The sequence below is a fragment of the Trueperaceae bacterium genome, from assembly GCA_036381035.1.
Classification (GTDB): Bacteria; Deinococcota; Deinococci; order Deinococcales; family Trueperaceae; genus DASRWD01.
This window is the reverse complement of sequence record DASVDQ010000100.1, coordinates 21,803-44,598: the sequence shown is the minus strand read 5'-3', so window position 1 is coordinate 44,598 and position 22,796 is coordinate 21,803. Positions and strand designations below refer to the sequence as shown.

The following is a 22,796-nucleotide window of genomic DNA, read 5'->3' as shown; positions in this document are numbered from 1 at the left end:
ACCTCGAACAGCACCGTCGCCCGCGCCTGCACGTGGTCGGGCGCCAGGCCCTCCGACGTCTTGAACGTCAGCCCGAAGCGCCCCGGCGCCAGGCCGAGGAACTCGGCGCAGGAGGCCACTATGGCGTCGCGGTGGGGGCCGAGCTTGGGGGCGTCGAGCGTCACGACGGCGGCGGCGTTCACGAGGCGGGCGCCCGGCGCCCGCTCGGCGACCAGCTCCAGGCAGCGCTTGAGGATCAGGCGGCTGTCCATGTCGGCGGTCTCGGGCTGCCCCGGCGGGAAGTGGACGCCGATGTCCCCCAGCGCGAAGGCCGAGAGGACCGCGTCGGAGAGCGCGTGCAGCAGCGCGTCGCCGTCGCTGTGGGCCGCCGCGCCGCGCGGCGCCTCGGGGATCGAGTGCCCGCCCAGCCAGAGGGCCCGCCCGGCCGCCAGGCGGTGCGCGTCCTCGCCGTAGCCGACGCGCGAACCGCCCACCAACGACCTCGCCGGGACCTCGCGGACCGCCATCGCAGCCATGGTAGCGGGGCCCGCACCGGGGCGGGGGGTCGCGCGCCGCAGCGCGCTGGCCAAGAGCACCGACGCGCCACGGCGTCGCGGAAGGACGCACGGGCGGTCGGTCGCGTCGCGCCTCGGCGCGCCGGACCACGGACCTCGCCCCAGCCCTCCTCGCCGCCCCCGCGGGCCGTGGGAGAATGGGCCGGATGTCGCCGACCCTGGGACTCGGTGTCCTCGTGGCGATCACCGTCGTCTGGGGGTCGACCTTCGTCATCGTCAAGGACGCGCTCGACACGATCCCGGCCTCGCTGCTGCTGGCCGCGCGGTTCACGCTGGCCGCGCTGGCGCTGGCCTGGACGGGCTTCGACCGCCGGGCGTTGGTGCCGTCGCTGTGGCTCGGGGTCCTGGCGTTCATCGGCTTCGCGACCCAGACGGTCGGCCTGGGCATCACTTCGGCCTCGAACGCCGCCTTCATCACGGGCCTCTCGGTGGTGCTGACGCCCGTGGCGGCCGCGGCCTTCTGGCGCCGGCCACTGCTCGCGCGCGATTACCTGGCCGCGTCCGTGGGGTTCGTCGGCCTGGCGATCATCGCCACGCGCGACGGCCTCTCGTCCGTGAACGCCGGCGACCTGCTGATCCTCGTCACCGCCGTGACCTACGCGCTGTTCATCGTCTACCTGGGCGAGGTGAGCGGTCGCGTGAACGCCAACTCGCTCGCCTTCATGCAGCACCTGCCCATGCTGGCGCTGGCCTGGCTGTGGGCGACGCCGGTCGCCCACGTGATCCCCACGGTGCCGGTGAGGACGTGGGCCGCCGTCGCCTTCCTGGCCCTCGTGGCCACCGCCGGCGTGGCCGTGCTGCAGGTGCACGCGCAGCGGGTCGTGCCCGCCCACGTGGCCGCCCTCGTGTTCGGGCTCGAGCCGGTGTTCGCGGCCCTGTTCGCCTACCTGCTGCTCGGCGAGGAGCTCGGCTGGCGCGGCGTCGTCGGCGGGGCGCTGCTCGTGGGCTCGATCCTCTACAGCCAGGTGGGCCAGACGCGCGGCCGGCCGCAGGCGGAGGGTGGCGGGCGCTCCTCCCGCGGCGGCCGGCCACGCGCGGTCGACGCCGGCGCGGTCGGCCCCTAGACGCCCGGCGCGCGAAGTGAGGCGCGACCTCTAGGCCGGCTGTGAGGCGTCGGCCAACGCGCCCCGGCTCCGCTGGCCCGGCGGCGACTCGCTCCAGGTTCCCCTAGCTGCCTCGGCTCACGCGTCCGCCGCGCGCAGCCTCTCGACGACGGTGCGGTCCTCGAGCGTGCTGACGTCGCCCGTGAGCTCCTGGCCGGTGGCGACGCTGCGCAGCAGCCGGCGCATGATCTTGCCGGAGCGCGTCTTGGGCAACGAGTCGGCGAAGCGGATCTCCTCCGGCCTGGCGATGGCGCCGATCTCGCGCACGACGTGCCTCTTCAGCTCCTCGCGCAGGTCCTCTGTGGCCTCGAACCCCTGCTCGAGCGTCACGAAGGCCACGATCGCCTGGCCCTTGAGCTCGTCCGGCCGTCCCACGACGGCCGCCTCGGCGACCTTGGGGTGCGAGACCAGCGCCGACTCCACCTCCATCGTGCCCAGGCGGTGGCCGGAGACGTTCACGACGTCGTCGACGCGGCCCATGATCCAGAAGTAGCCGTCCTCGTCGCGCCTGGCGCCGTCGCCGGAGAAGTAGGCGTGCGGCACCTCGCCCCAGTACTGGTTGCGGTACCTGTCGTCGTCGCCGTACACGGTGCGCAGCATGCCCGGCCACGGGCGCTTGATCACCAGGTAGCCGCCCTGGTTCGGGCCGACCTCCTCGCCCTCGGCGTCGACGACGGCGGCCTCGACGCCGAACAGAGGCACGCCCGCGGAGCCCGGCTTGGTGGCGTGCACGCCGGGGAGCGTGGAGATCATGATGCCGCCGGTCTCGGTCTGCCACCAGGTGTCCACCACGGGGCAGCGGTCGCCGCCGATCACGCGGCGGTACCAGATCCAGGCCTCGGGGTTGATCGGCTCGCCCACGGTGCCGATGAGCCGCAGCGTGGTGAGGTCGTGCCGCGCCGGGTGCTCGGCGCCCAGCTTCACGAACGTGCGGATCGCCGTGGGGGCCGTGTAGAAGATCGTCACGTTGTAGCGGGCCACCAGCTCCCACAGCCTGTCGGGCCCGGGGTAGACGGGGTTGCCCTCGTACATGACCTGCGTGGCGCCCAGTGCCATGGGTCCGTAGACGATGTAGCTGTGCCCCGTGACCCAGCCGACGTCGGCGGTGCACCAGAAGACGTCGTCCTCCTTGAGGTCGAAGACGTACTTGGTCGTCAGCGCCGTGTACACCTGGTAGCCGGCGGTGGTGTGCAGGACGCCCTTGGGCCGGCCCGTGGAGCCCGAGGTGTAGAGGATGTAGGCGGGGTGCTCGGCGTCGACGGGCACCGCGGGGCAGTCGTCTGACGCCTCGCGCATGAGGTCGTGGTACCACTCGTCGCGCCCGCGTTCCATGCTCACGGGGTTCTCGGCCCGCCTGACCACGATCACGCTGCGCACGCTCGGCGTCTCGCGCAGGGCCTCGTCGACGGCCGGCTTCAGCGGCAGGACCTGCCCGCGGCGGTAGCCGCCGTCGGCGGTGATCACGACCTCGGCCTGGGCGTCGTTGATGCGATCGGCCAGGGCGCTGGCCGAGAAGCCGCCGAAGACCACCGAGTGGGTGGCGCCGATGCGGGCGCAGGCCAGCATGGCCACCACGGTCTCGGGGATCATCGGCATGTAGATGGCCACGCGGTCCCCGAGGCCCACGCCCTTGCCCTTCAGCACGTTCGCGAAGCGGCTGACCTCCTCGAGGAGCTGGCCGTAGGTGAGCGTGCGCCTGTCGCCCGGCTCGCCCTCCCAGAAGAACGCCACCTTGTTGGCGTGGCCGCGCTCGACCTGGAGGTCGAGGCAGTTGTAGGCGAGGTTCGTCTTGCCGCCCACGAACCACTGCGCGTGCGGCTCGTCCCACACCAGCACCTTCCGCCACGGCTCGAACCAGTGGAGCAGCTCCTTGGCGGCGTCGCCCCAGAACCCCTCGGGGTCGTCGAGCGACCGCCGGTACATGCGCTGGAACTCGGCCGGGTCGGAGACGTGCGCCCGCGAGCGGAACGACTCGGAGGGGGAGAAGGTGCGGGACTCCTGCAGGACCGATTCGATGCTCTCTGCCATGTCTCCTCCGTGCCGCGAGCTGGCGTCCGCGGCGTTGGCGTTGGGGCGAGCGACGCAGGCGAGCATAGCCCGGGCCGGCCGGCGGTGGCGACGCGTCGGCACCGCCCCGACGGCGGGAGGCGCCCCCTAGGGGGCGCCTCCCGCGGTTCTGCCGTGGCGGCGGCTCGGGGCCCCGCCGCGGGGCGCTCAGTCGCCGAAGCGCGTGACGTTGCCGTCCCGGTCGATGGCGCCTTGGATGGGCACCAGGTCCTCGGCCAGGCGCCACTGGACCAGCGGCAGCGCCTGCGGGCTGAGGGCGGCGCGGTTGTCCGACGTGTCGGTGTCGACCGCGACGACCACGCCGTCAGTCTCGGACAGCTCGACCATCAGCTCGTACGAGATCGGCACGCCGATGATGGCTATGGGGGCGTCGCCGAAGGTGCCGTTGGGCGGCAGCATGCGGTCCTCCGTGTCGCCCTGGTTGCCGATCAGGATGGCCGCGGCACCATGGTCCAGCGCGTTCTGGGCCTTGAGGCCGAACGCGCACGTGCCGCGCTGGACCAGCGCGATGTTGCCGACCGGGAAGCCGTCGAAGTCCTCGGGCTCGCAGCCGCTCGTCGAGGTGTTGCCGAGCCCGAGCTGCAGGTCGACCGCTGTGACCTCCGCCTCCGCCTCGCCGAGCAGCGAGTTCGTGTAGGGGATGCCGAAGTCGAACTCGACCTGGTACTGCTGCGGGTTCGGGGACACCTGGGCGAGCGTGGGCAGCGGCGGGATCGACCAGTCGTCGGCCGCGGCGTAGTCGACGACGTAGCCGAGGTCCTCGAGCGCGCCGATGGTCACGCGGCTGAGCGGCTCGCCGCTGCCGCTGGCGAACCCGGTCATCAGCTCGTCCTGCAGGTAGACCTCGCGCCAGTGGCTGTCGGCAGTGCCGCAGCCGTTCGTGTTGGCGATCGGCACCTTCTCGCCGGCGCCGGCGCCGTAGAAGTTCGCCCACGCGTCGTTGCCCTGCGGCCCCTCGTAGCGCGGGTCGTTGAAGTCCGGGTCGGCGACGTCGGAGCACACGGAGGTGTCGGGCGGGTTGCCGGAGATGAAGTTGCGCGGGATCCAGAACGCCCGGCTGATGCCGAGCACGTGGCCCATCTCGTGCATGATCGTCTCGGCGAACGCGTCGATGTCCTCGAAGAAGCCGCCTGGCCCGAACTCGGCCTCGTCGAACTCCATGATCCCGTAGATCGGCAGGCCGTCGGAGGCGCCGCCGTCGCGGATCCACACGGCGCCGGCGCGGGCCAGCGTGCCGTTGGCGCCGTCGATGGGCACCTTGGCGGCGTCGATGATGACGTCGTCGAGGGTGCCGAAGAGGCCCGGTGCTCCCGCCGTGACCTGCGTCTCGGTGAGCACGAAGCCCTCGATGTCCTCGAGGTCGCCCGAGATCACCTCGGCCCAGCGGTCGGCGGCGAGCTGGAACACCGCCTTCTCGGCGTCCGACAGGCTGTCGTCCCAGAACCGCAGCGTGATGTTGAACTTGCTGTCGTCGGGCGGGGGCAGCTCGGTCGGCGGCGGTGGCGGCGTGGCCCCGTCGACGATCAGGTTCCTGAAGAAGCCCTCGCTGGGCCCGCACGGCGAGCCCGGCGCGCCGCACGCGCTGGTGACCACCACGTACTTCGCGCCCTTCGCGAGCTCGGCGACGATACGCGAGGTGCCGACGCCGGTCTCCTCGTCGAACGGGCCCTGCCAGTCGTCGTTCGTCGCCAGGAGGTTCGCCTCCGGGGCCGACGGGTCGAACGAGCCCTCGTAGAGGAGCAGGTAGCCGTCGTAGTCCTGCACGCTCTCGATCGCGTAGAAGTCGCTGGTGATGGGCTTGAACTCGAAGGCGTGGAAGCCGACGGTGCGCTGCTCGTCGGTGAGCCCGTCGCCGCCGGGGCGGACGAACGTGCCCTGGGTGTTGGTGCCCGCGTACGAGGTGAAGTTGCCGCGCGCCCAGTAGCTGGCGCTGTCGACGGTGTCAGGGTCGCTGGTGAGGGGCAGGATGGCGCCGTCGATGGGGCCGGCCCAGACGTCGCCGCCGAAGCCCAGGGCCACGTGGTCGCCGTCGGCCGTGAGGTAGGGGTGTTCCAGCTCGGTGCCGGCGAGCAGGTCGATGAGCACCTGCGCCTCGAGGTCGATCATCGAGAGGAACGGGGTGCCGTTGAAGACCTCGTAGAAGAGGACCCTGTCACCGGCGTAGGAGAGGCTCGGCCACGACAGGTCGGTGGAGAGGTAGAGGACCCCGAGGTCCAGGGCCGTGACGTCCCACTCGTCGAGGACGAGGTCGAGCACCGCCAGGCTGCCCACCGCCGGCTGGCCGATGAGCTGGGCGAGGCCGCCGCTCGTCTCGTAGAACGTTATCGACGTGCCGTTGCCCGCTAGCGACGGCTGCGTGGCGTGGAGCGGGGCGCCGTAGAGCGCCTCCCACACCTCCGGCGTGATCTCCAGCCCGCCGGCGAAGACGTGGTACCAGACGATGCTCGGCGCGTCTGACGTGCCGCCCTGCCACGCGACGGAGATGCCGTCGAGCGCCATCGACATGTGCGTCTCGTTCACGTCGGGCGTGCGCGTCCGCTGGATGCGGCCCCTCTCGGTGTCGAGCAGGAAGACGTCGTTGTCGCCGGCGTGGGACTGGGCGATGAACGCCATGCGCGTGCCGGCGCGGTTGACGGACACCGACTCGATGGGCCTCCTGCCCCGGTAGACGACGCGCTCGCCGTCGGACTCCGGCGAGTCCTCGTCGTCGAGGTCGACGAGGTGGATCGAGTAGAACGCGCCGTCCTGGCGGACGTAGGCGACGTAGCCGCCGAGGTCGTCGACGCCGCCGCGTCCCTTCCTGTTCGAGTCGAGGGAGAGCGTGGCGCGTGGGCCGCCTGCCGTCAGGTCGTCGCGGGTGATCAAGGGCGCGCTCAGGGTCGCGCTCGCGTCGCCCTGAGGCAGCGTCACCTGTCGCGCGACGCTCAACGTCTCCGCCGCCTCGAGGTCGGCGTCGGAGAACATGGCGGTCGGCTCTGTCGGTCCCGGACCGCCGCAGGCGACGACCAGCAGCGCGATGAGCGCCACCGGCCACGTGAGGCGAATGGACTTCATCTAGACCCCTTCCGACCGCGAGGCCATGTGGCGGTGTCCCGGCCGTTGCCGGGCATGGGAAGACGGGCGGCCGCCCGTCTCCGGCCGCGCACGGTCGCCGAGCCGGGTGGCGTCATGGCTTCCAGCCTCGCTGACGTGAAGTGTGCCACAAGTTCGCGGTCCGGCCTTCCACAAGCTTCACGCCGCGTCGGTGAAGGCCTTTTCACCGGGGCACCATGAACGGCGAGGCTCGGGTCGTGGCAGCATGGTCTCATGAAGAACTCGGCCGCACGTCCCCGCTCGGCGCGTCGGCTCGTCCCGGCGCTGGCTCTCCTCGTCGTGCTCGTCCTCGGGGCGCACGCCGCCGCGGGCGAGCTCGCGGTGCTGCACCGGGTCCTGGCCGCCGGCGAGCCGGCGGCTCAGGCGGCAGGCGAGCCGCCCTGCGAGGCGCCCCCCGGCGCCAGGTGCGCCCCCGGGCGCGCGGGCGCGGCGCCGACGCCGCCCGCGCCCAGGGTGACCCGCATCGGCGTGGAGATGACGAACTGCCTGGTGGGCTGCCCGACCTTCACGGCGATCTTCTCGGCGGACGGGCGGTTCACGTACGTCGGGGAGGCGAACGTCGAGCGACTGGGCGAGCACTCCGGCCGTGTCGACGCGGGACGGCTGCGCCAGGTCATGCGCCTCGTCGAGGAGGCCGGGTTCGCGGAGCTGGACGACACCTACGCGTCTTCGTTCCTCGACAACCCCACCTCGTACGTCCTCGTCGACTGGCCGGACGAGACGAAGGTGGTGCGCGCCGACGCCGGCGTGGAGCCCGCGACCTTCTGGGCGATAAGGGAGCTGCTGCTCGACCTGCTGGAGGGCGCCGAGTGGGACGAGTGAGGATGTCCGGGGCGTCGGCGCCCTAGGGCGCCCGACCGCCGGCCCGGGACCGCCCCGACCGCGAACGCGCACGTCGCCGGGGTCTCGCCGGCCGGGGCGGTGCGCGGCGGCTCACGAGCGCTCCGCGCGCCACCACGCCAGCGGGCTGCGCCGCGGCAGACGCCACCAGCCCGGGGCGAACACGACGAAGACGGTCACGACCTCCAGGCGTCCGGCGTACATGCCGAACGCTAGGACGAGGTGCGCGGCCGGGTGCAGCTCGGCGTAGGAGCCGTACGGGCCCACGGCGCCGAGGCCGGGCCCGACGTTGCCGATGCAGGCCAGCGAGCTCGTCAGCGCCTCCACGAACGGGGTGCCGAGCATGACCAGGGCGACCGTGGTGAGGGCCACGAGCGTCACGTAGAGAGTTATGAACGCCGCCACGGCCCGCAGCACCTCCTCCGGCACCATGGCGTTGCCCACGCGCACGGGCAGCACCGCGCGGGGGTAGAGCACGCGCCTGACCTCGCGCACGGTGTTCTTCGCGATGATCAGCCACCTCAGCACCTTCACCCCGCCACTGGCCGAGCCGGTGCTGCCGCCGACGAGCATCAGCACGATCAGCACGGCCTGGGCCGGCTCCGCCCAGGCTGCGAAGTCGCTGGTGCTGTAGCCGGTCGTGGTGATCACGCTGACCGCGTGGAACACGCCCTGCCTGAGCGGCAGGCCGCCGTCCTCGCGCAGCAGCAGCGCCAGCGCCAGCGACGCCGCCGCGGCCACGCCCAGGTAGACGCGGACCTCGGCGTCGCGCAGGAGCAGGCCCGGCCTACCGAACAGCGCGCGCCACAGCAGCGGCATGCTCAGGCCGGCGACGAGCATGAAGGCCACGGCGACCCACTCGATGCCGGGGTCGAGGTAGTGGGCCAGGCCGACGTCGTGCATGGCGAAGCCGCCGGCCGACACGGTGGCGAGCGAGTGCCCCAACGCCTCGACGAGAGGCATGCCGCGCAGCGCGAAGGCGGCCGCGCACAGCACGGTCAGCCCCGCGTAGACCGACAGGACCGCCGCCGCGGTCGTGCGCAGGCGAGGCGTGATCCGCTCGTCCTTGACGCCGGGGAGCTCGGTGAAGAACATCTGGCGACCGGCGATCGAGAGCTGGGGGAACACCGCGACGAACAGGACGATGATGCCGATGCCGCCCACCCACTGCGTCACGGCCCGCCACAGCAGCAGGGAGCGGGGCAGCGTGTCGAGGGCCGTGAGCACGGTGGCGCCGGTGGAGGTGAAGCCGCTGAACGACTCGAACACCGCCGCGTGGAGGGGCAGGCGCAGGTCGACGAGGTAGGGCACGGCGCCGAGGAGCGGCGCCAGCAGCCAGGTGAGCAGGACCGTGGCGATGGCCTCGCGGCGGCCGGGCTCGGCCTCCGACCTGCCGAGCCGGCGGAGCAGGACCCCGAACGGCGCCGCCACGGCCACGAACGCCAGGAACCCGCCCACGGGCTCCCGCGCGAAGGCGGCGTAGAGCGCGAACAGCGCCGCGACGCCGGCGAGGACGATCATCACGGTCCCGAGCACGTAGGGCGCGAAGCGCCCGCGCCCGTGCGTCCGCGCCTCGCCCTCGGGCGCGGCGTCGAGCCGCCCGGCGGACGCGGCGCGCCGCCCCGGTCCGCGCATCACTCCTTGGCCGCCCGGCGGCGCTCGTCGAGCCAGGCCTCCACGTCCTCGACGTTGTCGCTCACGGTCACGACGAGCAGGTGGTCGCCGGGGCGCACCTCGGTGCTGCCGCGGGGGATTATCACGTTGGTGTCGCGCTCGATGGCGCCGATGAGCATGTCGGCCGGGGCGCCGAGCGACATCAGCGGGCCGCCCACGGCGTCGGCGGGGAAGCTCACCTCCATCACCTCGGCGTGGTCCTCGATGCTGGCGATGTGGTCGACGCGGTCGACCCTCAGCCAGTTGAGGACCTCCTGCACGGCCGCGGTGCGCGGCGTCAGCGGGGCGTCGATGCCGACGCGGCTGAACAGGCGGCGGTTCCGCGCCCGGCCCACCCTCGTGACGACCTTGGGGATGCCGAGCTGCTTGGCGAGCAGCGAGACGAGCAGGTTGCTGCCGTCGTCGTCGGTGACGGCGACGACCACGTCGGCGTCCTCGACGCGCTCCTGCTGCAGCAGCTCGATGTCGGTGCCGTCGCCCTTGAGCACCAGGGCGTGCGGCAGCCACTGCGCCAGCTTCTCGCAGCGCGCCTCGTCCGACTCGATGATCGTGATGTTGGCACGGTCGTAGGCCAGCGCCTCCGCGACCATGAACCCCACGTTGCCGCCGCCGACGATCGCGACGTTCAGCGAGCGGCGGCGCGGCGCGAAGCGGCGCCTGATCTCCTTCATCTCCTGCGTGCCGCCGAGGAACACGACGCGGTCGCCCTCGGCCAGCACGGTGCCGCCGGAGGGGATCTCGAAGTCGTCGCCGCGGATGCGCCCCGCGAGCAGGACGCCGTCCGGCAGGCGCACCTGGGCCAGCGGTCGGTCGAGGAAGGGGTCGCCGGCCTCCAGCAGGTACTCGAGCATCGTGACGCGCCCGCGCCAGAACTTGGCGCTGTCCACGGCCCGCGGCACGCGCACGATGTCGGCGATCTGGTGGGCGAGGGTCCGCTGCGGCCACAGGACCCTGTCGATGAGCAGGCCCACCGACTGGAACGCGCCCTTGGCCTTGAAGGCGTCTACGTAGCGCTGCCTGGTGACGAACGCCAGGGTCTCCTTCGCCCCCAGGCCCTTCGCCGCCAGGCAGGAGAGGACGTTGATGTCGTCGTTCGAGGTGCAGGCGATGAAGGCGTCCGTCCGCTCGACGCCGGCCGCCTTGAGGTCGTCCGGGTCGGTGCCGGAGCCGCGCACGAAGCGGACGTCGAGGCTCTCGAAGCCCGCCTCGCGCTCGGGGTCGACGTCGAGCACGGTGACGCCGTGCTCCTCGTGCAGCTCGGCCGCGATGAGCGCCCCGATCTCGCCGCCACCGACGATGAGCACGTTCATGGCGCGGCCATGCTAACGCCGGCGGCCCCGACCGGCGCCGGGTCGCCGGCCGCGGACGCCTGCTGGGACGGTCGGGAGGTCCTGCGGGACCCGGCCACTAGCGCCGCCGCAGGCGGTCCGCGACGCGTCCGCCCTCGCGCGGCCGCGCGGCCTGCAGGGCGGCCAGGGACGCGACGAGGTAGGCGCCCAGGAGGTAGGGCGTGAGGTGCCCGTGGCGCACCCACGCGGTGAGGCCATCCTCGAGGGCGAACGGCGCCGCCAGGGTGCCGGCGACGCCGCGCTCCAGGCGCGTGACCGTGCGGCCCAGGGGGTCCACGGAGGCGGTGACCCCGTCGTTGCCGGCGCGCAGGAGCCAGCGGCGCGTCTCGATCGCGCGCAGGCGGCCCATGTCGAAGTGCTGCTCGGCGCCGGCGCCGCGGGCGAACCAGGCGTCGTTCGTGCCGAGGACGAGCAGCCTGGCGCCGGCGGCGACCTGGGCGCGCTGCACCTGCGGGAACACCGACTCGTAGCAGACGAAGGCCGCCACGGGGCCGAGCGGGGTGTCGAGCGGCCGCGGCGCCTCCCCCGGCGCCGTGCCGGCCAGCGGCGGGAGGCCGAAGAGCCCGAACACGCGCTCGTACAGCCACGGCAGGGACCCCTGCAGCGGCCAGCGCTCGCCGAACGGCACGAGGTAGTGCTTGTCGTAGCGGCCCAGGAGCCGGCCGCCGGCCAGGGAGTAGAGGCTGTTGAACGACAGGCCGTCCTCGTAGGCCCTGCCTCCGACGACGAACGCCGCTCCCGGCGCCGCGCCCGTGATCTCCTCGTGCAGCGCCGCCGCGGCCGCACCGTCCATCTGGTAGCCGATCACCGCGCCCTCCGGCCACACGACGAGGTCGTAGGGCGGGGTCCTCGCCGCGCGCGCGTCCGCCACGGCGCCCCTGGTGAGCTCGAGGTGCACGCGCAGGTCGTGCGCCGCCCCGCTGGCGCGCCCGAACGCGTCGACGTTCCCCTGCACCAGCAGCGCCAGGCGGGTGGCCGGCCGCAGGCCCGCCTCGGCGGACGCCCCCACGTCGGACCCCGCCGCCCAGGAAGCGGCGACGACGAGCAGCGCCGCCGCCGGGGCGAGGAGCAGCCGCGGCGAGGGCGGGCCCAGCGACGACCGCGGCGCCACCAGCGGCAGCGCCAGCAGCGCGGCGGGGACGGTCACGAGCAGGCCCAGCAGGTAGACGCCGCCCACGCTGGCGAGCTGCGCGACGGGCGTGTCGAGCCAGGCGTAGCCGAGGGCGCCCCAGGGGAAGGCGAGGTAGCCCTGCGTCCTGGCCCACTCCACGGCCACCCAGGCGACGGGCAGGAACCAGAGGGTGCGCCGCCCGCCGCCGCCCGCGGCGCGCCACGACAGCCAGGTGGTGCCTCCCCAGACGCAGGCGAGGGCCAGCACCAGGAGCGGGAACAGCGCCCAGAACGCCGGCCCCAGGAGGTCCCCCAGCGAGGCGGGCAGCCAGGCCAGGTAGATCGCGAAGAAGGGGAGGCCGAACCAGAAGCCGATGGCGAACGCCCGCGCGCCGCGGCGGGCGTTGGCGGACGCCGCGAACGCGCCGGCCAGTGCCGCCGCCGCCGGCCACGCGCCGGTGGGCGGCAGCGCCAGCGTCAGCAGCGCCCCGCACGCGGCGACGGCGAACAGCGGCGCGGCGCCGCCCGGCCCGGCCCGGCTCATGGGGCGGTGCTCAGGAGCCGGCGCCGGCGAGCAGCCCGGCGAGCAGGGCGACGCGCTCCAACGTCTTGGCGACGTGCACGTGCTCGTCGCGCGCGTGCGGTCCGCCGCCCACGGAGCCGAGCCCGTCGAGCGTGGGGACGCCGAGCGCCGAGGTGAAGTTCCCGTCGGAGCCGCCGCCCACTACGGCGCCAGTCACCTCGAGGCCGAGCGCCCGCCCCGCCGCGACCGCGGAAGCGAACAGCGCGGCGTTCCCGGGCGTCTGCTCGAGCGGCGGCCGGTTCAGCCCGCCCGCGACGGACACCGCCACGCGCTCGTCGCGCGGCCGGTAGCCGCGCACCGCCGCGTCCACGCGCTCGGCCTCCGAGGCCTTGAGAACGCGCAGGTCCACGGTGCCGACGGCCTCCTCGGCGATCACGTTGGACGCCATGCCGCCCCTCGCGACCGTGAGGTTCACGGTCGTGCCGGCCACGCCGTCGGCGAGGTCCTCGACGAACAGCAGGAAGTGCGCGAGCTCCCGCAGCGCGCTGGCGCCGCCCGCCGGGTCGTTGCCGGCGTGGGCGCTGCGGCCCTGGAACGTGACCGTGTAGCCGCCGACGCCCTTCCGCCCGACCTTCAGGGCGCCGTCGTCCCGGCCCGGCTCGAGCACGAGGACGCGGTCGTGCTCGCGCGCCAGCTCCTCGATCAGGTCGCGCGAGTGGTGGCTGCCCGTCTCCTCGTCTGTGGTCACGAGCAGCGTCACGTCGCCGGCCGGCGCGGCTCCCTTGGCCGTCAGCAGGTCGACGGCGTGGACAGCGGTGGCGATGCCGGCCTTCATGTCGAGCGAGCCGGGTCCCCAGAAGCGCTCGCCGTCGTCCCTCACGGGCATGCGCTCCAGCGTGCCCAGGGGCCACACGGTGTCCATGTGGGCGAGGAGCAGCGTCGAGGGCCCGCCGGCCCCGCGGCGGGTCGCCTGGAGCACGTCGCCGACGCGCTCCCGCTCGTGCCGCCGCACGCTCCAGCCCCGCTCGGTCAGGACGCGCTCCAGCCGGCCGCCGAGCGCGTCGACGGCGCGCTTGTCGCCGGTGGGGCTCTCGTGCTCGACGAGGTCTCTCAGTGTCGCGAGGTAGGCGTCGCGGGCGTCCATGGCGTCCGCGATGGTGACGGTGCTGGCCATGGCGGCCATGCTAACGCCGCGCCGACCGGCCTACCCTTCGCGCTCCGCCGGGGCCCGCTGGCGCCAGAGCTCCTCGGCGAGCTGCCTCACGTGCGGCTCGTGCGTCGTGCGCGCGTACGAGTAGCCGATGCGGAGGTCGCTGTCGGCGCGTCGGCTGTCGACCTCGCGGCCTATGACGTAGCGCGACAGGTAGACCTGCGCGAGCAGTACGTCGCGCATGCGCTGCGGCTTGACGGCGTGGAGGTCCTTCAGCGCCTCGCGGTACGCCTGCATGGCGCCGCGGACGTCGCCGCGCTCGGCGAGGGCGCGGCCGTGGCGGTAGTGCTTGGCCGCGTCGTAGAGGAGCTCCCTCATGAGCCCGCATGATAGCCCGATGAGCGGGGGTCGTGCGCGGTTCGGCGCGCAGGTGCCGGGGTCCTCGGCGGGAGGCGAGCGCCCTTCGCCTCGCGCTCCCGCTCGGCCAGCGGCCGGTCCGGGGCGGACGGTGCGCCTACGCCACCACCTCGTAGCGGTCGCGGCCCGCCGCCTTGGCGCGCCTCAGGGCCGCGTCCGCCTCCTCGATCCACAGCTCGAGCTCGGCGAGGCTCGCCGGCACGCCGCCGCCGGCGAGGCCGGCGGAGAACGTCAGCGACCACTCGATGGGGTGGAGCTTGCGCTCCTTGAGGTCGGAGCGCACGCGCCTGATGACGTCGACGGCCACCTCCCTGTCGGCGTCGAAGAGCACGACGACGAACTCCTCGCCGCCCCACCTGACCGCGAGGTCGTCGGGCCTGAGGTTGCGGCGCAGCACGTTCGAGAGCGCGCGGAGCGCCTCGTCGCCGACGGCGTGCCCGTAGAAGTCGTTGACGCGCTTGAAGAGGTCGAGGTCGAGCATGGCCACGCACATCGGCACGGCGTCGGCCCGCGACCGGCCGACGAGGCGGCCAGCCCTGACGGCGAAGCCGCGGCGGTTCAAGATCCCGGTGAGCGGGTCGCTGAGCGCCTGGTCGGCCCACGCGGCCGCGAGCTGCGACTGCCGCAGGCGCCCGGCGAGGAACGGCGCGACGGCGTCGAGGACGTCGAGCTCGCGCGGCTGGCCGGCGAACTGCAGGCGCGCGACCTCGGTGCCGCCGGCGACCAGGGGGTAGGAGTACGAGCCGCGCTCGCCCACCAGCACGTCCTGCTCCTCGTGCAGCACCAGCCCGCGCAGGCCGGGCAGCCGCTCGCGCAGGGCCCGCAGGAAGCGCGCCTGCGCGTGGGCGCGGTCGTCGCCGGTGCCGTCCCCGGTGCCGAGGTCGGCGACGAGCTCGCCCCAGGCGCTCAGCTCCCTGTCGGCCGACGAGTAGCGGAGGCGCTGCGTGTAGACGATCAGCATCAGCACCACGAGCTGGCAGTAGGCGAGCAGCAGGAGCACGCCGCCGGAGACGGAGTCGAGGGGTTTGCCCATGCGCAGCACGGCGGCCACCACCGTGCCGGCGACGGTCTCCAGCAGCACCACCGACGTGCTGGCCACGAAGAGCTCGGCCGGCTCGCCGCTTATCTCCAGCCGCGCGCCCAGGGCCAGGGCGCCGTAGGAGAGGAGCCACACCAGCGCGGCGCCCTCCTCGAGGGCCCCGCCCCTGAACAGCCACACGAAGGACGCGGAGCCCACGGCCCTGATGAGGAACGCCAGGACGATGAGCACGCGCCCCTCCGAGGCGCGCCCACGCAGCGCCGGCTCGAGCGCGGGCACGGCGAGGACGAGGAGGACGGCGTCGATGTAGGGGAACTGGATGGCCACGTTGTCGGCCGCCCGCACGACGAGCATCCAGCCCACGATCGCCACGGCCGGCAGCATCAGCAGCCACAGGCGCGTGCGCACGCGGCGGCCGTGCAGCGTGAGCAGGGCCGCGCCCCACAGGACCGACCCGGCGAAGTAGGTGATGTCGGTGGAGAGCGTGCCGTCCCACTCCCCGCCCAGGCGCTTGAGCAGCCAGAACGCCTCCTCGGCCAGCCAGGCGAGGGAGCCGGCGGCGGCGAGGCGCCAGGCCCAACCGCGCGGGCGCGACGCCACGATCCCCACGAAAGCGGTCGCCGCGGTCAGCGGCAGCCCCACCGTCGTCATGGTGCCCGTCGCCAGGGTGCCCGCCGTCACAGTGGCGAGCACGCCTATGAGGATCAGGGTCCCCCGCTTCACCGTCGCCTCCCGGGCTCGCCCTCAGGCGCCCTGCGCGCCGGCGTCGGCGGCGAGGGAGAAGGGGGTGGCCAGGCCGTCGGTGGCCGCGGACCTGGCGGCGGCGGGGGCGTAGGAGAGCGCCATGACTCCCCTGTAGCATCGCACAGCGTCGTCGCGGCGCGCCGCGAGGTCCATCATCTGTCCCAGACGCGCCAGCGCGAACCCGGGCAGGTAGTAGGGCTCGTGGAAGTCGCCAGCGACCAGGCCCTCGAGCCTGGCGATCGCCTCGTCCAAGCGCCCCAGCTCGAGGAGCAGGTTCGCCTCGAGGTAGCGGGCCTCGGGAGCGGCGAGCTCCGCCAGGCCGCGGAGCAGGCTCTCCGGCTCCCCCATGCCCGACAGGGCGGCGTCCATGAGGGCGCGCTCCCGCGCCTCCTCCCCGGCGTCCACAGGGCTCGGCTCCACCATCTCCACCCGCACCCCCGCGGCGGCGACCGCGCGGCCGCCCAGCGCCCGCCTGAGCGCGGGCACCGCCTCCAAGCTAGCCAGCAAGGCCAGCCTCACGGTAGCCCCCGGGTCCGCGTCGCCGGCGGCCGACCGCGCCGCCGCCAGGGCGCGGCTCGCCACGACGGCCGCCCGCGCGTCGCGCCACTCGTCGCCCGGTCCCTCGCCGAGGAGCTCGCGGGCGAGCGCCTGCTGGCGCTCCACGGCGGGCAGCAGCTCGCCCAGGACGGCGCCGAGGTCGAGGGGGCGCGCGAGCAGCTCGCGCACGGGCTCCCAGGCGGCGTCGAGGCGGCGGAGACGAAGCTGGCCGTCCTCGTACATCTCCAGGTAGCGCCTCAGCTCGTCGCCGGCGCCCGCGAAGCCGGGGTCGTCGGGGTCGTCCTCGGCCAGCCCCACCTCCACCACGGGCACGCCGGCGCTCCGCGCCCACGGCACCACCGTGTGCGGCAGCGCCAGCTCGTCGGTGTCCTGCCAGGCGGGGTCGGCCAGGGCGCCGGGCGCCAGCGGCGCCAGCGCCACGACGTGCGGCGCGAAGGCCTTCAGCGACTCGCGCACGTGGACGACGTTGTAGCGCGGCCAGCGCGTGTGGAACGGTCCGCCGAGGGGGAAGACGGCGACGCTAGCCGAGAGGCCCATCCGCTCCATGGTAAGCAACGCGGTAATCTGGCGACGCGCAGCTCAGGCTCTAGGAGGCCGCCTCAGATGTACCGAACCGAAAGGCAGAGCGCGTGGCAGCGCGACGTGACTTGGGCCAGCGCGGTGCTGTTGGCTCTCACCGTGATGGCCGGCGTGCTGCTGTTCACGCAGGCTCAGCTCGCCTCCGAGGAGCGGGGCGTGAGCGTCATCCGCAGCGTGCTGGAGCTGACCTTGCGGCCCGGCGGCGCCGCCGCGGACCTCGGCGTGCGCTCCGGCACCGCCTACGTCCCCGGCGAGCCGCTGGCGCTCCTGCCCGGCGTGGAGGTCTTCGCCGACCCCACCGAGGTGCCCACCTTCACCGTCGACCAGGCCGTCAGCCGCATCGCCGGCGTTCTCGCCGACAGGCTCATCACCGGCGGCGCGCAGGCGATGCTCGACTCCGTCGCCGACCCCGAGCTCGGGGCGCAGCTGCGATCGGCGGTGGAGGGCCCCATCGACTCGCTGGTGCGGGCCTCGCTCGAGGCGACGATGCTGCCGTCCGGCCTCGACGACGGCTCGCGCCTCGCCGACTGGCCGGCCCAGGCGGCGGCGAACCCCGGCGAGCTGGTGCAGCCCGTCGTGGGCGTGTTCGTCTACGAGTCGCCCAACCGCCTCGCGCGCATGAGCGACCGCGAGATCGGCGTCGCCGTGGTCTCCCAGCTCGCCGACATGGTCATGGCGGACGGCATCGACGCCGCCCGTCAGGTGATCACGAACCCCAACCTCCGCACGCGGCTCGTCGAGGGCGCCGACCAGCGCGCCCGCGCCGAGGTGCACGCGCTGCTCCAGTCGCTGCTCCTGGGCCGCCGCGGCGAGATCGAGGCGCGCCTCACGGGGGCCGCCCAGGTGCTGGCCGGCGAGGCCGACCCTGGAGGCGACGCCCTCAGCGGCCTCCTGCCCGCCTCGCAGCTCGCCGGGCTCAGCCCCGAGGAGGCCAACGACGCCGTGATGGACGCGCTGGCCAGGCGCGCCCACCAGGGCGGCGGCGCGCTGGCGGCGGCGCAGCTCACGCGGCAGGACCAGGCCGAGCGCGTGCGCGGCGTCGCGCCCGTGATCGACGCGTTCAGCGCGGCCGCCCGCGCCCGCTACACGCGCTGGACCGTGGGCGCCGGCGTGCTGGCGGCGGTGCTGCTCGTCCTCGTCGTCGGCTTCTCGCGCGGCCTGTGGCGGCTCGGCAACGTGGGCCTAGCCATCGTCTTCGGCTCGGCGCTGGGCGCCTGGGCCTTCGACCGCCTCCGCCGCACCGTCCCCGACGAGGCGGCGCTGCCCCTCGGCGCGCAGGCGCAGGGGCTCTTCGCCGCCGTCGCCGACGGCCTGCGCTTCGCCCTGGCGTCGGTGCCGCGGGCCGTGATCGAGATCGCCTGGTGGAACCACGTGATCGCCCTGCTCACCGGCGCCTCGCTGCTGCTCCTCGCCGTCGTGGTCTGGCTGCTGCGCGGCGTGCGGCCGCGCCGCCGGTCGTACCTGTGAGCCGGCGGCCGCTCCCGCCACCCGTCGGCCCGTCGCTCCCTGCGGGCGCCTAGCCACCCCCGCCGACCGGCGCCTCGCCGTCGAGCGCCGGCGCGTCGCCGCGCGCGAAGCTGTCCAGCGGACCTCCCGGCGCGGCGAGGCCCGCGAGCGCGCCGTAGGGGACCGTCACGCGGAAGCTCCCCTGCGCGTAGGGTCCCATGAGGTAGGGCGAGAAGTGGAACGTCACGCCCGCGGCGTCGAGGGTGAACACGGCGAGGTCCGACGCGTCGAGCTCGCTCACCTGGCCCTGGGTCACCCACAGCGCCCCCTGCTCCGCCAGGCCCGCGAGCACCAGCGCGGACAGCTCCTCGAGCCAGCCTCCTCCGGCGAAGAGGTCGGCCAGGCCTAGGCTCGCCACGTCGTCGCCGCGCACCGCGAGCAGGTGCGAGCCGGTGAGCGAGTTCGGATGGGCGCCGCCCGTGTAGTCGTCGATGGTGGAGAGCAGGCTGAGGTAGGGGCCGGCGACGCCCGTCAGGTCCACGCGCTCCTCGCGCCACCAGCCCCAGCCGAGCTCGCCGGCGTCGTGCATGGCGAGCCCCTCGGCGGCGAAGCCGCGCGCGGGCGGCAGCGCGCCGTCGACGAGCCAGGAGCTGAGGCCCTCGAGGCCGGGGAAGCGCGGCAGCACCGCGGCGGAGGAGACCCGGCCCATGTCGAAGGACCACCGCGCCTCGCTCGCCAGCCGCGTCGCGGTCAGGCGCAGCGGCTCGCCGGTGGCGAGGCGCAGCACGCCGGCCAGGGTGCGTCCCTCGGCGGCCCAGCCGTAGTCGCGGTCGGCCGAGAGCACGGCCACGGTCTCGCCCGCCTGCTCCGGCTCCGCCTCGCCGGCGGCGGCGGCGCGCGCCAGCGCGGCGGACCACCACGGGTCCTCGCCGGGGAGGGCCCGCCTGAGGACCAGCCGCAGGTCGGAGCCACCCTCGAGGCGACCCGCCCCCAGCAGCACCTCGTGGCGCCCGGGGAGCTGCAGCCGCGCGAACGCGAAGCCGTCGTCCCAGAGGCTCAGGTCGAGGAGCAGCGGCTCCTCGGTGCCGCCCGCGGGGGCGACGGTCCCGACGTAGTAGTCCTTCGCGGCCGGCGTGCGCGGCGGCTGCGCCCAGGCGGCGCCGAGGCAGAGCGCGGCGAGCGCGCAGGCGAGCGCGGCGAGGCGCCGGCGGCGGGGCGTGGTCACGCTCCCAGGTTAGCCGCGCGCCTCCGGGCCGGTGCTAGTCTGGCCGGCATGTCTGCGCCGGAGCACAGGATCACCGTGGTGGGGGCGGGCATGGCCGGCAGCGAGGCGGCGCTGGCCGCGGCGCGCGAGGGCGTGGCCGTCGACCTGTGGGAGATGAGGCCGGCGAAGCTGACCCCGGCCCACTCGACCGGCTCGTTCGCCGAGATGGTGTGCTCGAACAGCTTCGGCGGCGAGGGCAGGAGCAACGCCAAGGGCCTGCTGCAGGCCGAGATGCTCAGGGCCGGAGGCGTCGTGATGACCGCGGCGTCCGCCAACAGGGTGCCCGCCGGCGGCGCCCTGGCGGTGGACCGCGAGGCCTTCAGCGCCGCCGTCACCGCGCGGGTGGCGTCGGAGCCGCTCGTCACCGTCCACCGCGGCGAGGTCGACGAGGTGCCGGAGGGCGTCGTCGTGCTCGCCACCGGGCCGCTCACCAGCGACGCCCTGGCCGCTTCGCTGCGCTCCGTGGCGGGAGACAGGTTCCTCGGCTTCTACGACGCCGCGGCGCCCATCGTCGCTTTCGACTCGATAGACATGAGCGTGGCGTACCGCGCCGGACGCTACGGCCAGGAGGCCCACTACATCAACCTGCCCTTCACGAAGGAGCAGTACGACAGGTTCTACGAGGCGCTCACGCGGGCCCGGAAGCACACGCCCCACGACTGGGAGGAGCTCGAGTTCTTCGAGGGCTGCATGCCCATCGAGGAGCTCGCCAGGCGCGGCTACGACACGCCGCGCTTCGGGCCCATGAAGCCCGTGGGCCTCGAGGACCCGCGCACCGGCGAGCGCCCCTACGCCGTGGTGCAGCTCAGGCAGGAGGACGCCGCCGGGCGGATGTGGTCCTTGGTGGGCTTCCAGACCGGCCTGAAGTGGGGCGACCAGAAGGAGGTCGTGCGGCTGATCCCGGGCCTCGAGAACGCCGAGGTCGTCCGCTACGGCGTAATGCACCGCAACACCTACCTGAACGCGCCCGCCCTGCTCGAGCCCTCGCTCGCGTTCCGCGAGCACCCGCGCCTGTTCACCGCCGGCGTGCTCGCCGGCACCGAGGGCTACCTCGAGTCGTCGGCGACGGGCTGGCTGGCGGGCCTGAACGCCGCGCGGGCGGTGCGCGGCCTGCCCCCGGTCGTGCCGCCGGAGCGCAGCATGCTGGGCGGCCTGGTGCGCTACCTCTCCTCGGCGAACCCCGACGGGTTCCAGCCGATGAACGCGAACTGGGGCCTGGTGCCCGACGTGGAGAGGCGCAAGGGCGTCTCGAAGCGGGAGCGGCGCGAGGCGATGTACGAGCTGGGGCTGGCGGCGTTCACGGCCTGGCTCGCCGAGGTGGCGCCGTGGGCGCCTGGCGCGGCGGCCGGCCCGGCCGAGCCGGTAGCGGCCGCGGGGGCGGCGTGAGCGGGCGCGCGCCGGTCGACCTCAGGAGCGACACGGTCACGCGGCCGACCCCGGCGATGCGCCGGGCGATGGCCGAGGCCGAGGTCGGCGACGACGTCTACGGCGAGGACCCCACCGTCATCAGGCTCCAGGAGATGGTCGCCGAGCTCGCCGGCCACGAGGCCGGACTTTTCGTGCCGTCGGGGACGATGGGCAACCAGGTCGCCGTGGCGGTGCACGCGGGGCGCGGCCACGAGGTGATCGTGCCGGAGGGCGCCCACGTGTACGAGTACGAGCCCGGCTCGATGGCCGTGATCTCCGGGGCGCTGCCGCGCTTCGTGCGGGCCCCGCGCGGGGCCCCCGACCCCGCCGACGTCGAGGCGGCCGTGCACGGTCCCGGACACCAGGCGCCGACGGGCCTCGTCGTGCTCGAGAACACCCACAACCTCGCCGGCGGCACCGTCGTGCCGCTCGAGGTGGTGGCCGCCGTGCAGCGGGTCGCGCGCGACCACGGCCTGCCGGTCCACCTCGACGGCGCGCGCGCCTTCAACGCCGCCGTGGCGCTCGGCGTGGGCGTCGACGAGGTGTGCGCCGGGTTCGACACGGCGTCCCTCTGCCTCTCCAAGGGCCTCGGCGCTCCCGTGGGCACCGTGCTGGTAGGCTCGCGCGAACACGTGGCCGAGGCCCACCGGTACCGCAAGCTGCTGGGCGGCGGCATGCGGCAGGCGGGGATCTTGGCCGCGGCCGGGATCGTCGCGATCGCCGAGGGACCCGCCCGTCTGGCCGACGACCACCGCCGGGCGCGGCGCCTCGCCGAGGTGCTGGCCGCCCTCCCTGGCGTGAGGGTCGACCTCGAGGCCGTGCAGACGAACATCGTCTACTTCGAGGTCGCCGACGCGGCCTCGTTCGCCGCGCGCTGCGCCGAGCTGGGCGTGCTGCTCAACGCGATGGGCAGGCGTCGCTGCCGCCTCGTGACGCACTTCCAGGTGACGGACGAGGACGTGGACGTCGCTCTCGAGGTGCTATCGCGCGTGGCCGCCGAGCGGGCCGAGGCCGCTACCGCCTGAGCCACTCCTCCACCGTGACCCGCCGCGCCTACCTGCTCGCGCACCCCGCCGGCCACTCGCTGAGCCCCCTCATGCACGCGGCCGCGTTCCGCACGCTCGGCCTGGACGCCACCTACGAGGCCCTCGACGTGCCGCCCGAGCGCCTCGCCGACGTGGTCGCCGGGCTCCGCGGCGACCCCTCGTTCCTCGGCGCGAACGTCACGACGCCGCACAAGGTGGCGGCGGCGACGCTCGTTGACGAGCTCACCGGGGCGGCGTCGGCGGCGGGCGCCGTGAACACGCTCGTCCCGCGGGGCGGTCGGCTCGTGGGCGACAACACCGACGTGGCCGGCTTCACCGCGGCGCTGGCGGGCGCCGGTTTCCGTCCCGGCGCGGGCCACGCCGTCCTCCTCGGCGCCGGCGGGGCGGCGAACGCCGTCGCCTACGCGCTGGGGCGACTGGGCGTGCCCACGGTGGTCGTGGGCCGTCGCGCCGCGGCGGCGGCCGCGCTGGTGGGCGCCCTGGGGAGCGTGGTGCGCGGCCTGGAGGCGGTCGCGCCGGGAGACCTCCCGCGGGCGCTGCCGGGAGCCTCCCTGCTCGTCAACGCCACGACCGTGGGCATGGTGGGAGGACCCGCCGAGGGGGCGCTGCCGCTCGGCGTCGACGTCGGCCTGCTGCCGCCCCACGCGCTCGTCAACGACCTCGTCTACAACCCCAGGGTCACGCCGCTGCTCGCTTCGGCGGCGGCGCGGGGCCTGAGGACGCTCGACGGCCTGGCGATGCTCGTCGAGCAGGGCGCGGCGTCCCTGCGGCTGTGGACCGGCCTGGAGCCGCCGCTCGCGGAGATGCGCGCGGCGGTCGGGGCCTGAGGGAGC

17 protein-coding genes are annotated in these 22,796 nt (G+C 74.5%); 6 read left to right on the top strand and 11 right to left on the bottom strand.

Annotated features, from left to right (window positions below; all coding sequences use genetic code 11):
• A partial coding sequence (gene ispF, locus VF202_11935; protein HEX7040822.1) for a 2-C-methyl-D-erythritol 2,4-cyclodiphosphate synthase occupies positions 1 to 506 on the bottom strand: 506 nt, incomplete at its 3' end.
• A 194-nt stretch (positions 507 to 700) separates the two neighbouring features.
• Here ispF and VF202_11930 point away from each other — a divergent pair.
• Complete coding sequence (locus tag VF202_11930; protein HEX7040821.1) at positions 701 to 1,618, top strand: DMT family transporter; 918 nt, start codon at positions 701 to 703, stop codon at positions 1,616 to 1,618.
• 117 nt (positions 1,619 to 1,735) lie between these two features.
• Here VF202_11930 and acs read toward each other — a convergent pair whose 3' ends face one another.
• Both acs and VF202_11920 read right to left on the bottom strand, forming a co-directional pair.
• Positions 1,736 to 3,685: an acetate--CoA ligase gene (gene acs / locus VF202_11925; protein ID HEX7040820.1), complete on the bottom strand. Its 1,950-nt coding sequence runs from the start codon at positions 3,683 to 3,685 to the stop codon at positions 1,736 to 1,738.
• A 186-nt stretch (positions 3,686 to 3,871) separates the two neighbouring features.
• Positions 3,872 to 6,778: a PA domain-containing protein gene (locus VF202_11920; GenBank protein ID HEX7040819.1), complete on the bottom strand. Its 2,907-nt coding sequence runs from the start codon at positions 6,776 to 6,778 to the stop codon at positions 3,872 to 3,874.
• A gap of 252 nt (positions 6,779 to 7,030) precedes the next feature.
• Here VF202_11920 and VF202_11915 point away from each other — a divergent pair, with 252 nt between their 5' ends.
• Positions 7,031 to 7,639 carry a DUF6438 domain-containing protein gene (locus VF202_11915; protein HEX7040818.1) on the top strand — a complete coding sequence of 203 codons (609 nt, stop codon included), beginning with the start codon at positions 7,031 to 7,033 and terminating at the stop codon, positions 7,637 to 7,639.
• Between the two features lie 111 nt (positions 7,640 to 7,750).
• Here VF202_11915 and VF202_11910 read toward each other — a convergent pair whose 3' ends face one another.
• The 7 genes from VF202_11910 to VF202_11880 form a co-directional block, all read right to left on the bottom strand.
• Positions 7,751 to 9,292 (bottom strand): TrkH family potassium uptake protein, encoded by a 1,542-nt coding sequence (locus VF202_11910; GenBank protein HEX7040817.1) that lies wholly within the window; start codon positions 9,290 to 9,292, stop codon positions 7,751 to 7,753.
• Positions 9,292 to 10,641 carry a Trk system potassium transporter TrkA gene (gene trkA, locus VF202_11905; protein HEX7040816.1) on the bottom strand — a complete coding sequence of 450 codons (1,350 nt, stop codon included), beginning with the start codon at positions 10,639 to 10,641 and terminating at the stop codon, positions 9,292 to 9,294. Before trkA ends, VF202_11910 begins: the two co-directional genes overlap by 1 nt.
• 97 nt (positions 10,642 to 10,738) lie before the next feature.
• Positions 10,739 to 12,334 carry an apolipoprotein N-acyltransferase gene (gene lnt, locus VF202_11900; GenBank protein ID HEX7040815.1) on the bottom strand — a complete coding sequence of 532 codons (1,596 nt, stop codon included), beginning with the start codon at positions 12,332 to 12,334 and terminating at the stop codon, positions 10,739 to 10,741.
• A 10-nt stretch (positions 12,335 to 12,344) separates the two neighbouring features.
• Complete coding sequence (locus VF202_11895; protein HEX7040814.1) at positions 12,345 to 13,487, bottom strand: M20 family metallopeptidase; 1,143 nt, start codon at positions 13,485 to 13,487, stop codon at positions 12,345 to 12,347.
• Between the two features lie 30 nt (positions 13,488 to 13,517).
• Positions 13,518 to 13,841 (bottom strand): hypothetical protein, encoded by a 324-nt coding sequence (locus VF202_11890; GenBank protein HEX7040813.1) that lies wholly within the window; start codon positions 13,839 to 13,841, stop codon positions 13,518 to 13,520.
• 136 nt (positions 13,842 to 13,977) lie between these two features.
• A complete protein-coding gene (locus VF202_11885) occupies positions 13,978 to 15,642 on the bottom strand; it encodes a GGDEF domain-containing protein (GenBank protein HEX7040812.1) in 1,665 nt (554 codons plus the stop codon).
• Between the two features lie 21 nt (positions 15,643 to 15,663).
• Positions 15,664 to 16,758, bottom strand: a complete 1,095-nt coding sequence (locus VF202_11880) for a hypothetical protein (GenBank protein HEX7040811.1) — start codon at positions 16,756 to 16,758, stop codon at positions 15,664 to 15,666.
• A gap of 66 nt (positions 16,759 to 16,824) precedes the next feature.
• Here VF202_11880 and VF202_11875 point away from each other — a divergent pair, with 66 nt between their 5' ends.
• Positions 16,825 to 18,267 carry a hypothetical protein gene (locus tag VF202_11875; GenBank protein ID HEX7040810.1) on the top strand — a complete coding sequence of 481 codons (1,443 nt, stop codon included), beginning with the start codon at positions 16,825 to 16,827 and terminating at the stop codon, positions 18,265 to 18,267.
• Positions 18,268 to 18,316: 49 nt separating this feature from the next.
• Here the strand turns inward: VF202_11875 and VF202_11870 are convergent, their stop codons facing one another.
• Complete coding sequence (locus VF202_11870; GenBank protein ID HEX7040809.1) at positions 18,317 to 19,471, bottom strand: RsiV family protein; 1,155 nt, start codon at positions 19,469 to 19,471, stop codon at positions 18,317 to 18,319.
• A gap of 48 nt (positions 19,472 to 19,519) precedes the next feature.
• On the opposite strand from VF202_11870, the gene trmFO reads away from it, so the two are divergent.
• Genes trmFO through aroE form a run of 3 tightly spaced genes read left to right on the top strand, consistent with a single transcriptional unit; the run spans position 19,520 to position 22,790 of the window.
• Positions 19,520 to 20,896, top strand: a complete 1,377-nt coding sequence (trmFO, locus tag VF202_11865; GenBank protein HEX7040808.1) for a methylenetetrahydrofolate--tRNA-(uracil(54)-C(5))-methyltransferase (FADH(2)-oxidizing) TrmFO — start codon at positions 19,520 to 19,522, stop codon at positions 20,894 to 20,896.
• Complete coding sequence (locus VF202_11860; protein ID HEX7040807.1) at positions 20,893 to 21,942, top strand: GntG family PLP-dependent aldolase; 1,050 nt, start codon at positions 20,893 to 20,895, stop codon at positions 21,940 to 21,942. The genes trmFO and VF202_11860 overlap by 4 nt, the downstream gene beginning before the upstream one ends.
• A gap of 14 nt (positions 21,943 to 21,956) precedes the next feature.
• Positions 21,957 to 22,790: a shikimate dehydrogenase gene (gene aroE / locus VF202_11855; protein HEX7040806.1), complete on the top strand. Its 834-nt coding sequence runs from the start codon at positions 21,957 to 21,959 to the stop codon at positions 22,788 to 22,790.
• The last annotated feature ends 6 nt before the right edge of the window (positions 22,791 to 22,796 follow it).

Excerpts from the sequence above, each read along its gene's own strand:
- VF202_11910 (HEX7040817.1), bottom strand. The coding sequence starts at position 9,292 with ATGCGCGGACCGGGGCGGCGCGCCGCGTCCGCCGGGCGGCTCGACGCC.
- VF202_11930 (HEX7040821.1), top strand. The coding sequence starts at position 701 with ATGTCGCCGACCCTGGGACTCGGTGTCCTCGTGGCGATCACCGTCGTC.
- lnt (HEX7040815.1), bottom strand. The coding sequence starts at position 12,334 with ATGAGCCGGGCCGGGCCGGGCGGCGCCGCGCCGCTGTTCGCCGTCGCC.
- VF202_11880 (HEX7040811.1), bottom strand. The coding sequence starts at position 16,758 with ATGGGCCTCTCGGCTAGCGTCGCCGTCTTCCCCCTCGGCGGACCGTTC.
- trkA (HEX7040816.1), bottom strand. The coding sequence starts at position 10,641 with ATGAACGTGCTCATCGTCGGTGGCGGCGAGATCGGGGCGCTCATCGCG.
- VF202_11875 (HEX7040810.1), top strand. The coding sequence starts at position 16,825 with ATGTACCGAACCGAAAGGCAGAGCGCGTGGCAGCGCGACGTGACTTGG.
- VF202_11920 (HEX7040819.1), bottom strand. The coding sequence starts at position 6,778 with ATGAAGTCCATTCGCCTCACGTGGCCGGTGGCGCTCATCGCGCTGCTG.
- VF202_11890 (HEX7040813.1), bottom strand. The coding sequence starts at position 13,841 with ATGAGGGAGCTCCTCTACGACGCGGCCAAGCACTACCGCCACGGCCGC.
- trmFO (HEX7040808.1), top strand. The coding sequence starts at position 19,520 with ATGTCTGCGCCGGAGCACAGGATCACCGTGGTGGGGGCGGGCATGGCC.
- VF202_11915 (HEX7040818.1), top strand. The coding sequence starts at position 7,031 with ATGAAGAACTCGGCCGCACGTCCCCGCTCGGCGCGTCGGCTCGTCCCG.
- acs (HEX7040820.1), bottom strand. The coding sequence starts at position 3,685 with ATGGCAGAGAGCATCGAATCGGTCCTGCAGGAGTCCCGCACCTTCTCC.
- VF202_11895 (HEX7040814.1), bottom strand. The coding sequence starts at position 13,487 with ATGGCCAGCACCGTCACCATCGCGGACGCCATGGACGCCCGCGACGCC.